At 56.3% G+C, this 13,130-nt stretch carries 10 protein-coding genes and 2 pseudogenes; 5 read left to right on the top strand and 7 right to left on the bottom strand.

What is annotated here, in order from left to right; genetic code table 11:
- The coding region (locus DCH402_RS23420) for a hypothetical protein (protein ID WP_161624082.1) at positions 1 to 174 on the top strand (174 nt) is incomplete at its 5' end.
- Between the two features lie 40 nt (positions 175 to 214).
- Here the strand turns inward: DCH402_RS23420 and mak are convergent.
- Positions 215 to 1,126: a fructokinase gene (mak, locus tag DCH402_RS15450; RefSeq protein ID WP_040002098.1), complete on the bottom strand. Its 912-nt coding sequence runs from the start codon at positions 1,124 to 1,126 to the stop codon at positions 215 to 217.
- A gap of 170 nt (positions 1,127 to 1,296) precedes the next feature.
- Between mak and rdgC the strand changes: the two genes are divergently transcribed.
- Positions 1,297 to 2,208, top strand: a complete 912-nt coding sequence (gene rdgC, locus DCH402_RS15455) for a recombination-associated protein RdgC (protein WP_027712858.1) — start codon at positions 1,297 to 1,299, stop codon at positions 2,206 to 2,208.
- Between the two features lie 45 nt (positions 2,209 to 2,253).
- Here rdgC and DCH402_RS15460 read toward each other — a convergent pair whose 3' ends face one another.
- From DCH402_RS15460 to DCH402_RS15480, 5 genes are all read right to left on the bottom strand, one after another.
- Positions 2,254 to 4,044 carry a methyl-accepting chemotaxis protein gene (locus DCH402_RS15460; protein WP_040002100.1) on the bottom strand — a complete coding sequence of 597 codons (1,791 nt, stop codon included), beginning with the start codon at positions 4,042 to 4,044 and terminating at the stop codon, positions 2,254 to 2,256.
- A gap of 576 nt (positions 4,045 to 4,620) precedes the next feature.
- A complete protein-coding gene (ppnP, locus tag DCH402_RS15465) occupies positions 4,621 to 4,905 on the bottom strand; it encodes a pyrimidine/purine nucleoside phosphorylase (RefSeq protein ID WP_040002102.1) in 285 nt (94 codons plus the stop codon).
- A gap of 36 nt (positions 4,906 to 4,941) precedes the next feature.
- Complete coding sequence (gene aroL / locus DCH402_RS15470) at positions 4,942 to 5,463, bottom strand: shikimate kinase AroL (RefSeq protein WP_040002104.1); 522 nt, start codon at positions 5,461 to 5,463, stop codon at positions 4,942 to 4,944.
- A gap of 316 nt (positions 5,464 to 5,779) precedes the next feature.
- Positions 5,780 to 6,817, bottom strand: coding sequence for an asparaginase (locus DCH402_RS15475; RefSeq protein WP_040002105.1), 1,038 nt, complete (start codon positions 6,815 to 6,817; stop codon positions 5,780 to 5,782).
- 281 nt (positions 6,818 to 7,098) lie between these two features.
- Entirely contained in the window at positions 7,099 to 8,199 is a 1,101-nt protein-coding gene (locus tag DCH402_RS15480) for a uroporphyrinogen decarboxylase/cobalamine-independent methonine synthase family protein (protein WP_040002107.1), read from the bottom strand.
- 409 nt (positions 8,200 to 8,608) lie between these two features.
- Here DCH402_RS15480 and DCH402_RS15485 point away from each other — a divergent pair, with 409 nt between their 5' ends.
- On the top strand, positions 8,609 to 9,796 hold the full coding sequence (locus DCH402_RS15485) for an alpha/beta hydrolase (RefSeq protein WP_040002109.1): 1,188 nt from the start codon (positions 8,609 to 8,611) through the stop codon (positions 9,794 to 9,796).
- Positions 9,797 to 9,925: 129 nt separating this feature from the next.
- Positions 9,926 to 10,582, top strand: a complete 657-nt coding sequence (locus tag DCH402_RS15490) for an HAD family hydrolase (RefSeq protein ID WP_040002111.1) — start codon at positions 9,926 to 9,928, stop codon at positions 10,580 to 10,582.
- Between the two features lie 15 nt (positions 10,583 to 10,597).
- Here DCH402_RS15490 and DCH402_RS15495 read toward each other — a convergent pair.
- Positions 10,598 to 11,540 (bottom strand): annotated as a pseudogene (locus DCH402_RS15495) (LysR family transcriptional regulator).
- Positions 11,541 to 11,703: 163 nt separating this feature from the next.
- Here DCH402_RS15495 and DCH402_RS15500 point away from each other — a divergent pair.
- A pseudogene (locus DCH402_RS15500) lies at positions 11,704 to 13,130 on the top strand (M20 family metallopeptidase).

Raw genomic sequence — 13,130 nt, forward strand, 5'->3', positions numbered from 1 at the left:
GAAGCGCTGGATACCGCGCTGGACGTGCTGGATAACCTCAATGCGTCCGGCAAGACTATCGGCGTGATCAGCCATGTCGAAGCGATGAAAGACCGCATACAGGTGCAGATCCGGGTCAAAAAGCGCAACGGCCTCGGCATCAGCCAGCTCGATAGCACGTACGCCGTGAAATAACCTCAAGGGGGGCGTTCACCACGTCCCCCGTCTCGCTCGCTTATGTTTCCCGCGGCCACAACCAGGCCGCGCCGCGCACACCGCTGGAATCGCCGTGCATCGCCCGCCGGATCGGCGTGTCGCACTCGCTGCCAAACACCCAGGGTTTCAGCAGCGCAGGCACGGTGTCATACAGCCGCATCACGTTGCTCATGCCGCCGCCCAGTACAATCACATCCGGATCCAACACGTTAACGATGTGCGCCAGCGACTTCGCCAGCCGCTGTTCATAGCGTTGCAGCGCCTGTTCAGCCAGCCTGTCGCCCTGTTCCACCAGCGCGATAATCTCATGCCCTTTGCGTGCATGGCCGCTCAAACGCTGATAATCCCTACCAAAGCCGGTGCCGGAAATAAAGCTTTCGATACATCCGGTGCGGCCGCAATAGCAGGGCATCGTCTGCTGATCGCGCCATTCGTCGGCATCCATCCAGGGCAGCGGGTTATGGCCCCACTCGCCGGCTACGCCGTTACGCCCGCTGTGCACCAAGCCATTCAACGCTATCCCGGAACCGCAACCGGTGCCGATAATCACCGCAAACACCTTACCCGCCCCCGCAGCCGCGCCATCCACCGCTTCGGATACCGCAAAACAATTGGCGTCATTCGCTATCCGCACCGGCCTGCCCAGCAGTTGCGCCAAATCCTGATCCAACGGCTGCTGGTTCAGCCAGACCGAGTTGGCATTTTTAACCCGCCCGGTTACCGGCGACAGCGTGCCGGGAATCCCCACCCCGACGCTACCGCGTTGGCCGGTAGCCTGCTCCGCCATATCGACCAGATCGGCGATAGTTTGTAACGTTTGACGATAATCGTGGCGCGGCGTCGCCACGCGATGGCGAAACGCCTCCTCGCCTTCGTTCGTCAACGCAATGACCTCGGTTTTGGTACCGCCCAAATCAATACCTATTCGCACGTTGTCTCCTGTTTATCTACCGAACTTACGTATCACTGATGATGACATTATCGTACCGCCTCTCACCACAATTCGTTATTATGCCCGCTGCGAATAACCCCTGCGTCTTGAAACTCGCTCCGTGTTATCACGAGATATTGCGCCCAAGACGCGCCAGTCTGGGAAGAAAAATGCTGTGGTTTAAAAATTTGATGATCTATCGCCTAAGCCGCGATATCAGCCTCTCTGCGGACGCCATGGAGACACAGCTGGCCTCCTTCGCCTTCACCCCTTGCGGTAGCCAGGATCTGACCAAAACCGGCTGGGTTTCGCCGATGGGCCCGCACGGCGACGCTCTGACGCACGTAGTCAACGGTCAGATTCTGATCTGTGCGCGCAAAGAAGAAAAGATCCTGCCGGCTCCCGTTATCAAACAGGCGCTACAGGCCAGGATCGACAAGCTGGAAGGCGAACAACACCGCAAACTGAAGAAAACCGAAAAAGACGCGCTGAAAGACGATGTGCTGCACAGCCTGCTGCCTCGCGCATTCAGCCGTTTTAGCCAGATCTCGCTGTGGATAGACACCGTCAATCATCTGATTATGGTGGATGCCGCCAGCGCCAAGAAAGCCGAAGATACGCTGGCGCTGTTGCGTAAAACGCTGGGTTCGCTGCCGGTGGTGCCGCTCACGATGGAAAACCCGATCGAACTGACGCTGACCGAGTGGGTGCGTTCCGGCCAAACGCCCGCCGGTTTTACGTTGCAGGACGAAGCCGAACTGAAAGCGGTACTGGAGGATGGCGGCGTGATCCGCTGTAAGAAACAGGAACTGGTCAGTGACGAGATCGCCACCCATATCGAAGCAGGCAAGGTGGTAACCAAACTGGCGCTGGACTGGCAGGAACGTATCCAACTGGTGCTGGCGGACGACGGCTCGCTCAAGCGGCTGAAATTCGCCGATACGTTGCGCGAGCAAAACGACGATATCGACCGGGAAGACGTAGCACAGCGGTTTGACGCCGATTTTACGCTGATGACCGGTGAAGTGGCGGCGCTGATAGCCAGCCTGACGGAGGCGTTGGGAGGCGAGGCGCAACGCTAATCCCCGTCAAACTCAGGGTGCCGAATAAACCGGCACCCTGTCGCTTTACAGCTTGAAGTGGCTAATCGAGGAGTGTAATTCTTCAGACTGCGACTGCAACGACGCGAAAGCGGACGCCGCTTCCTGCACCATCGCCGCGTTCTGTTGCACCATCGAATCCAACTGCGCCACCGCTTTGTTAATCTCCTGAATACCGCGCATCTGCTCTTCCGATGCATGAGTGATTTCCGACATCACCGTCGTCACCGAAGAGACGCCGCCGACAATCTCGGTCATGGTGTTACCGGCCTGACGGACCTGACGAGAACCGGCATCCACGCTCTGTACGGTAGATTCAATCAGCGCCTTAATCTCTTTTGCCGCCTGTGCGCTGCGCTGCGCCAGCGAACGGACCTCACCGGCCACCACCGCAAAGCCGCGACCTTGCTCACCGGCGCGGGCCGCTTCCACCGCCGCGTTCAATGCCAGAATGTTAGTCTGGAAGGCGATGCCGTCGATCACGCCGATGATGTCGCCGATCTTGCCGGACGCCACCTCGATCTCTTCCATGGTATTGATCACCTCGGATACCACCTTACCGCCGGCACCGGCATCGTTCGCCAGCGCCAGCGCCCGGTCGTTCACCTGACGGGCTGAACCGGCCGACTGCGTAACCGTCGCGGAAATCTGCTCCAGCGCGGCGGCGGTCTGTTGCAGGCTGGCGGCCGCCGCGTCAGTACGGGACGCCAGATCATTGTTGCCGGTCGCCACTTCATCCGTCGCGGTTTGCAGCGATGCGCTGATGTCGCGAATCTGCAGCATGATCATGCTGAGTTTATCGACAAAGCTGTTGAACGAACGGGCAATCTGCGACACCTCGTCGTGGCCTTCATCCGGCAGACGTTGCGTCAGGTCGTTATTGCCGTGGCTGATGTCATCCATCGCATCACGAATCTGCAACAAGCGTTTGAGGGATGCGCTGATCAGAAGCCCCAATACCACCGACCCCAGAATACTGATGATGACCAGCGCGATCACCGAGGTCCACAGCAACGACCCCATACCGGCGGTCGCTTCCGCTTTGTCCAGCGCCACCAGCACATACCAGTCGGTACCGGCTACCGGCTGGGTTTTCACCAGCATGTCGCGTCCGCTGATGTTCATCAGCACCGGACGGTCGGATTTCAGTACCGATGACAGACTCAATTGCGGCACAATCTCGGTTAATTTTTTCAGCGTTAATTTGGCATCCGGATGGGCGATGATGGTGCCATCCGCCTGAATCAGAATCCCGTAGCTGGCAGGCGTCGGTTGGATGGCTTTGACGTTGGCGATAACGCTATCCATAGTCACGTCGCTGCCCAGCACGCCTTTGACGCTGTTGCCGTCCAGCACCGGTGCCACAAACGACACCACGATGGTATTGGTCGCCATATCCAGATAGGGTGCGGTTGCAACGGCTCTCCCTTCTCTCACCGCCTGCTGATACCAGGGCCGAACGGTGGGATCATAATTAGCCGGGATGCCGCCTGGGTCTGAAAATTTAGCGGTATGACTGGCGTAGCCCATATACACATTGATGAAACTGCCCGCCGTGGCCATCTGTTTAAATACAGGGATAGGGTCATCGTTGGTCAGTGCAACGGAATTGAGCGATGTAATGATTTGTTTTTTGGAGGCAACCCAATCACTGATAGCCAGACTGTGGCCGGCAGTGACGGCGGTAAGCAGGTTATTGATAGACTCATCGTTATATTTATCAGTCACCCGGTAATTCAGGAAAGTGTTAATTACCAATGCAACCACAATGATAGCCGTACACACGGCCAGAATACGAGCGCGAATAGTTTTAAACATAATGACCACGTAATTATTGAAATACTTTTTTTTTAGATAACCACAACGAGCGCCTCATCGGTTACGAGGCATTCCATTCGGGAAAAGTAAACTATCGACCAGAAGTATCTCCTCTCATCACGCGGACTATCGATACCGCAGCCAAAAGAAAGGCCCTCTCTCAGGAAAATACAATGGCTCTCGCCAGATTTACAGATTTATCTGAAATTTTTCCCATAAGAAAAGAGTATGAGATTTTCAATTAATAACAAATTGATAATATACAAAAGTATATATTTTCAAATAACCATCATTTTGCCTGGTAATGACTAAACGTCATTATCACCATCACCCAAGAATGATATACCCGTCGTACTTCACGTTGCAGGGTACTTCACGTTGCAGATGTGTTGTTTAACACTGTTGTTCAACACGCCAGCCGGTTGTCCTGCAACTCGAATTATTTGGGGTGAAACGTTCCGATGACTATATAACGACAGGATGACAAGCAGATTGCACAAGCGATAGGTCAGCAGGCCGCAGAAAACGACCGCCGGTATTACCGACAGCCGTTGTCAAGAAAGGAAAAACCGCAGGTTACAGATAACGGCACAGATAAGAAGACGGTTCAGACACCTTCAGTTTGAATTCGCTTTTTTCCGGCACATTGAAAACGTCGCCCGCTTCAAACAATTGCCATTCCTGCGCGCCCGGCAGCAATACGTTTAATGCACCGCTGACTACGGTCATTTCTTCCGCCTGCCCGGTGCCAAAAGTATATTCACCGGCTTCCATCACGCCGACGCTGGCACGGCCGATGCGGCTACCGTCAAAACCGATGGATTTTACTTTCCCTTCAAAATACTCATTTACATTCAGCATAATGCCCAACCCTTCTGTTAAAAAATCGATTGGCCGTCAGGCCGCAGGCAAACGCAACGTCTGCAACAGTTCCGCGACGATGACCGCCGGCGGCCGGGTCGCATCGACCACATAGTGCGCCACATCCTGATACAGCGCCTCACGTTCCCTGAGTACCGCTTCCATTTCCTCGGCGATCGGCCGTCCGGTCAATGTCGGCCGCTGATGTGCCTGCGGGCTGGCCTGCAAGCGCTGAGCCAATTCCTGCGCCGGTGCGTGCAAATAAACGACGGTTCCGTGTGCACGCATAAACTCGCGGTTTTGTTCCAGCAGCACCATACCCCCGCCGGTCGCCACAATCCGATTCGCGGTTGTGACCGCCTGCAATGCGTCGCTTTCCCGACGGCGAAACCCAGGCCACCCTTCCACGGCGACCACATCCGCCACGGTCAAACCACTGGTGCGCTGCATAAAAATATCCGTATCGACAAAGTCATAGCCAAGCGCCTGCGCCAGCTCGCCGCCGACGGTGGTTTTTCCGCATCCTCTGGCACCGACCATAAAAATGGGTTGTGTCATGTCACGACCTGTCCTTCTTTTTCTTCTCAGGCCTGCTCCCCGCAGCGAAGTTGCCGCCAGTCAGCGCCCGTCGTACCAAGAGCTGAATCATACAGGCAACAATCCTCATTAAGAAAGCCTCCGTATTGTCGCAACATGGGGAAAGCGACTTCACGCCAGCTTTCCCGCCAAATCCAGCACAACACGCCATCATTTACGCCGGATATGGCAAATCCCCCCATAAAAGCGCTGCAGATATTTATAGGTCTCTTACCAACAACAAGGCCGCCCGAAGGCGGCCTGTGTATACCGAATCGACCTTAAACGTTCAGGGCTATCAGTAGGTGTGGAAATATTCCTGAATCACGTTCGGATCGCTGGTACGCGTCAATGCCAGCATCAGCAGGATACGAGCGTGCGGCGGGTTGAGCGAGTCCGCAACCAGCCCTGGCAGCGCTTCATCCGGCGGCACGATACCATTACCGGTACGGGTGGAGCGCATCACGATAACGCCTTTCTCCTGAGCCTTACGCATGCCGGTAATACCACGAACCGACACCGACCCGGCTCCCATGCCGGCATAGACGATGCCTTTCGCGCCATAACGGATGGCCGTGTCATACAGATACTCCGGATCATCCTGATAACCATAAAGAATATCGACTTTCGGCAGCGAGGTCAGGCCACGTACATCGAACACCGAACGGTTAGTATGCAGTTTATCGAGACGATTTTGATAATAGATACGGTTACCGATCATCACGCCCAGATAACCTTCTTCATGCGCACGGAAACTGTCCAGTGTCGAAGCATTGCTCTTGGTAATGTAGCGGGCGGAACCGATACGATCATTGAGCACCACCAGCACGCCACGGCCGCGGGACTGTTTGTCGCCCGCCACGCGCACCGCTCCCAGCAGGTTCATCGGGCCGTCGGCACTGATGGCCGTAGCCGGGCGCATCGCCGCCACAAACACCACCGGTTTGTCGCTTTTCACCGTCAGATGAAGAAAATAGGCCGATTCTTCCAACGTGTCGGTACCATGAGTAATGACGACGCCATCCACATCGTCCCGCGCCAGCAGTTCATTCACGCGCTGACTCAGCTTCAACACCACATCACCGGTCATGTTTTCACTGGCCATGTTGGCGAATTGCTCGCCTTTCACATTAGCCAGTTTTTTGATTTCCGGCACGGCGTTGATGAGCGTATCCACGCCAAGCGCGCCTGCCTTGTAACCGGTGGTTTGTGTACCTGTTGCCGCGGAGCCGGCAATGGTACCGCCGGTTGCCAGGATAACGATGTTCGGCAGCTTATCAGCCGCATTCGCCGTAAAAACAAAAATAAAACCATAACAAACAGAGATTTTAACCATCTTTCCATAACAGATTCTCTTTATCTGGTCAGAGGCGATCGGGCTGATCCGGCCCAAAACTCGGCGTCAGCCGATCGTTTTTTATTAAAAATGCCTTGCCTGCCAGCCAGCTAGCTGGCATCGGCGCTTATGGTGCAGCGCTCTCACAGAGCTGTATAGCGTCTAATAGTCAACAGGAGAGCCAGATCACTGAATGGACTGTCTATTTTCATCAATCCCCGCATCAGGATGAGAGATGCAGGCGATAACGGATTCCCCCTCCGCCTTCTACCTAGGGCGGCTCACCCCGGTAGCGTCCAGACTTCATGGGCAATATTCACCATATGCTTCAGCTTGGCCCATTGCTGCTCTTCCGTCAGCCCACCCGGCTCGTAGTGCCCGAAACCACACTTGGGGCTGATGGCCAACTGCTTTAGCGGCAGGTACAGCGAGGCGGTATTAATAGCCATCTTGATCGATTGCGACGTCTCCAGCCCGGCATGGTGAGAATCTATTACGCCCAACACCACTTTCTGGCAGTTCACCTGCCGTAACGGTTCCAGTCCAACCGGACGGCGGTCGTCATACTCGATAAACAGGCTGTCTACCGCCAGATTCGCCATCGCATGCCCCATGACTTCACGCCCGCGGCCGTAAACCCAGTTTGGGGAAAAACGGCGGCAACAGATATGCAGACTGATGAACATATCCTGCGGACGCTCCGCCAGCGCCTGGTTTAACGTGTAGGTACAGCGTTCCAGCAGCGTATGCAACTCGAACCCAGCCGCACTTTCCCGCTCCATCGCCCGGTTGTCGCACAGGTGCGCCCAGAACAGATCATCCAGTTGAATATAGCGGCAGCCCTGACGATAAAACGCCTGAATCACCTTGCGGTATACCGCCGCCAGATCATCGCAAAATGCCTCCAGCGAGGGATAAGCCGCATTGTTGCGGATAGCCGGGTACATCAGCATATTCGGGCTGGGCAGCGTCTGCTTTGCCAGCATTTCCCCACCGCCGCCCACCGCCTGATGTAAAAAGCGATAATGGGTCAAAAATGGGTGGTTGTCGTCAAAATCGAGTTTACCCACGACACGCAACCGGTAGGGCATCTCGCCATCCGGCAGGACCGAATCGTCCACGTCGATGCCCGTCAGGCAGGAGAAAAAATCGGTGATGCCATCGCATACGCGCAGTTCGCCATCGGTAATCGCATGAAGACCGCAATCCTTCTGACGTTCGACCACATTCAGCACTTCTTCGTTTTCGATTTCGGTTAACCGATCACGGGTCATGAGCCCCTGCCGCCACGCCAGTCGTGCCTGCCTCAGGCGATGCGGCAGAACAAAGCTGCCCACATGTTCAGCATGAAACGGCGGATAAGGTTTTTTTACTGTGCGCATCTCACGCATCCTTTTGGTTTACTCGGCGCTATTGTGTTGACGCAGTGGGTTACACAATATGGCCAGCGCTTCAATGCGCTTGTGTTTTCTGGGGTTATCGTTCGGGCGGCGGACTGTCACTGATCCGCTCACCGATGTCAATTGATGGGGCAGGCGATTGTCGCACTGATTACCTATTGACAACAAATAACAAAATTTAATTATTTCATTGCTATATATTTTCCATGCTGGGGTTTCATACCGACGCAACGCCGTTATCCGCCGGAACCGATTTCCAATACCCGGTTTTCCTGCACGGAGAAATTGTCTCCTCAGGACGCCATCGTTATGATTCAAGGGATGATTTTCGTCAATCAACTTGTCATACCGTCTTACGATTGTGCGCGCTCGCTCGCAAGGATGGTTTTTTATGGAATATGCGTTTACCGCTCTCCGACGCCGATTATTCACAGCCAGAATGCTGGCGCTGATAGGCATCGTCACGCTGCCGTTGCTCACCGCCTGCGGCCGTATTGCTACGCCGCCGTTGGGGCAGCCCTCTTTTACCGCCTATCAACAGCAAACCGAACAATGGGTGCGGCAGCATCGGGCGTTTCAGTCCAGCGATATTCGACAAGAGCTACGCTGGAATACACCGCAGGAAACCAGCCCCGCCGGGAAACCCCGCAAAGGGATCCTGCTGGTGCATGGGCTGGGCGATGCGCCCGGCACATTTAGCGATGTGGCACCGGCACTGGCGCAACAAGGATACCTTGTTCGCACGGTACTACTGGCCGGACATGGTACCCGCCCGGAAGATATGATCCCGATATCGATAGACGATTGGCGGCTGGTCGTCGCCGAACAGGCCGGGCTGCTACAACGCGATGTGGATGAGGTCTATCTGGGCGGCTTCTCCACCGGCGCCAATTTGGTTCTGGAATACGCACTGGAACACCCGAATATTCGCGGGCTGCTGCTGTTCTCTCCGGCGATTCGCTCCAATTCAACCTTTGATTTTCTGACGCCGGTGATTGCCCCGTTCCGGCAGTGGTTGCTCGCACCTCGCCCAAATGCGCCGACACAGTTAGCCACACGTTATCTGTTGGTCCCGACCAACGGTCTGGCGCAGTATTACCGAACCAGCCTGGCGGTAAGGCGCCTGTTATGGCGCTACAACTATGATCGTCCGGTGCTGATGGTGGTCGCCGAGCACGACTCGGTATTGGATACGCCTTACCTGCGGCAGCTCTTTCGAACACACTTTACTCACCCGGCCAGCCGCCTGATTTGGTACGGGCAACCGGATAATGCCATCACCAACCGTGAGCAGGTACGCGCTGATCGTCTGCCTGAATGGCGCATCAGCCAGTTTTCACATATGTCGGTCTTGTTCTCGCCGGATAATCCGCTGTACGGCCGCAATGGTTCGGTAATTCTTTGCCGCAATGGCCTGACCTCCCCATCAGAAGACCAATGCCGCGATCGCAGTCGCTTCTGGTATTCCGACTGGGGCTATCAGGAGGAGGGAAAAACGCATGTGCGGCTGACGTTTAATCCTTATTTTGATTGGCAGAACAGTGTGATGCAGCAGGTACTGGCCGATGCCGCTCCCTAACCGCCGCACTAACGCGTGACTGTCATTATTGATCGGTACAGTATGTTAGTTTTGCCGTGCCGCGCGCATCTGTTGCGTCGGCGGTTACCCGACAACCTGATATCCGCAGTTGACTACCGGAGGATCCTGATGGATTTAGCCCTGTTTGATCTGGACGAAACCCTGATTTGCGCCGATAGCACCGGCTTATGGCTACGCTGGCTGGAGGCGGAGGGATTCGCCGGCAAAGAATTATTGCAACGGGAACAGCACCTGATGCAGAGCTACTACCAGGGCACGCTGGCGATCGAAGATTACATGTATCTCTCGCTGTCGCCGCTGATTGGTCTGGAGGCCGAGACAGTCTCCACCTGGATCGAACGCTTTATCCAGCGTGATATTCTGCCCCGCCTCTATCCACAAGCACGAGAACACATGGACTGGCATCGCCAGCGCGGCGATACCCTGGTGGTTATCTCCGCCAGTGGCGAACATCTGGTGCAGCCCATCGCCCGTCATTTGGGAGCGGACCACGCGCTGGCGATCGGCGTTACGCTGAAAGACGGGCGTTTTACCGGCGATATTCACGGCGTACCAACCTATCAGCACGGTAAAGTCACCTGTATCCGCGAATGGCTGGCACACCGCGACGGCGAGCCCTTCGGCCGGCTTTACGGTTACAGCGATTCGCTCAACGACCGGGCAATGCTGGAATTCGTCGATCAGGCTTACGTGGTTAATCCATCGCCTGAACTGGCGGCGTTAGCGCAGGAGAAAGACTGGCGCATCTGCCGCTGGCAATGCTAACCCGACGCTCCCGGGCTAACCGAATGTGTGCGGCTCCAGTCCGATATCCGCTGCCAGCCGTGTATGCTCGCGGCCCAGTTCGGCAATGATAAACGCGATGAAATGACTTAATGCCGCCGAGCGATGTTTACCCGCCAGCGTCTGTACCTGCAGGCTGCGTTGGGTCAACGGTTCGCTGTGTACCGGTTTCAGCAACAAGCCGTCTTGTCGCGCCCGGTACAGCACCGAAAAATGGCTACAGGCGGTAATGGCATCCGGCGTCTGCTGCATAAAGTAGTAAAGCGCGGAAAAGTTGTTGCAACTGAGCGTCGGCTCGAGAAAGGTGCCGCTCATCCGGCAGGAAAGATCGAACAGTTGACGGATGGTGGTGCCTTGTTGCGGCAACACCAGCGGAAATCCATGCAGATCGGGGAGCTGGATGGTTTTGTTCGCCAGTGGATGATCCGGGCGCATCAGCAGCAACACCGGCGCCGGGTACAACGCCATCACGTCAATGCCGCGTTCCGGCGACAGGCTGAACTGAAACGCCAGATCACATTCACCGTTGCGCACCATTTCCGATACCTGTATCGCGCTACCGACCTGTAAAAAGAACGTGACGGCGGGGTTATCCTGCCGGAAGCGGGCAAAACAGCCCCGGCAGCAGATCAAACGCCATGCCGTCGGTACAGGCAACCCGCACAAACGTTCGCCGAACCGCTTTTAACCCCTGAATCTCGGCGATGGCGTATTCCATGTCCATCATGCTTTTACGCACGTGGTTTTCCAGGATTTGCCCGGCATCCGTCAACACCATACCGCGGGCATGGCGTTCAAACAGCGGCGCACCGATGCGCTCCTCCAGTTTGTGGATTTGTCGGCTGATGGCCGATACCGCCACAAACAGTTGTTGGCTGGCGGCACTTAGCGACCCCGTGTTCGCTACCGTCAGAAAATACCTGATTTCATTGCTATGCATAGCCTGTCCGCCTGCCTCGTTTTTGTGCAACGAAGCTTTATATTAAAAGCAAAGCTTGCTTGCAATTATTATTATTGTGGCAATGCTGGCGATGATTTAGAACGTGGTTTATCGCATCACTAAAAAACATCACGACAAAAACATCACCACAGACAGGCATAACATGACGACACCACAAGTGATTCAACAGGCGCTGGCGTATTTCGATAGCGGCCGCTTTCGGGATGTGCTGGCGCGTCGCGTCGCTATCGCCAGCGAAAGTCAGCGCAATGACCGGGACGCCGAGCTACAACACTATCTCAGCGGGGAAATCGTACCGGCGCTACAGGCGCTGGGTTTCGAATTGCAGCAAATCGATAACCCGGCCGCGGCCAACCGCCCGTTTTTACTCGCCTCCCGCATGAAGACGACAGCCAGCCCACCGTACTGTGCTACGGCCACGGCGACGTCGTGTTCGGCGATGACGAGCACTGGAGCGAAGGGCTTTCCCCGTGGCGACTGGTGGAGCGGGAAGGCCGCTGGTATGGTCGCGGCAGCGCCGACAACAAAGGTCAGCACTCCGTCAATATTGCGGCGCTGGAGCAGGTCTTTCAGGCCCGTCAGGGGCGGCTCGGCTTTAACTGCAAATGGCTGTTTGAAATGGGCGAAGAGATCAGCTCGCCGGGCCTGGCCGAGGTGTGCCGCCGTCATGCACAAGACCTGCAAGCCGATCTGTTCATCGCTTCGGATGGCCCGCGTCTCAACGCCGAACGCCCGACGCTGTTTCTGGGTTCACGCGGCTGCGTCAACTTTCGCCTGACCATCCGCGCCCGCGAGCGGGATTACCACTCCGGCAACTGGGGCGGTTTACTGAGCAACCCCGGCACGCAACTGGCTAATGCGATTGCCTGTCTGGTCAACCAACATGGTCAAATGCAGGTGGACGCGCTGAAACCACCGCGCCTCACACCGGCGTTGCGCACGATTCTGGCGGACATCACGCCAGGCGGGCAGGCGACGGACCCGGCTCTCGACCCGCATTGGGGTGAAGCGGGGCTAAGCCCGTCCGAACGGCTGTTCGGCTGGAACACGCTGGAAGTGCTGTCGTTTCTGACCGGCAATCCGCAGCGGCCGATGAACGCTATTCCCGGTCACGCTACGGCGGTATGCCAGCTACGTTTTGTAGTGGACACCGACTGGCGGCAACTGGCGCAGCATCTGCGTCGTCACCTCGACGAACACGGCTTCACCATGGTGGAAATCAGCGAGGTACGTGGTACGCCCGCCACCCGTCTCGACCCGACCGACCCGCTGGTAGACTGGGCGCTCGACCTGATGCGTCAGTGCAGCGATAAAAAACCGGCGTTGTTGCCCAACCTCGGCGGCTCGCTGCCCAACGAGGTATTTGCCGAGATTCTCGGGCTGCCGACGCTGTGGATCCCCCACTCTTACCCGGCCTGTGGCCAGCACGCCGTGGACGAGCATATGCTGGTAAGCATCGCCCGCGAAGGGTTGCAGATCATGACGCGTCTGTTCTGGGATCTGGGTGAACAGGGTCACGCCATTCTGGCACGACACCGTGCACATCATAATGCCAACAAGCCAAGCTGA

The organism is Dickeya chrysanthemi NCPPB 402, assembly GCF_000406105.1.
GTDB classification, from domain to species: Bacteria; Pseudomonadota; Gammaproteobacteria; order Enterobacterales; family Enterobacteriaceae; genus Dickeya; species Dickeya chrysanthemi.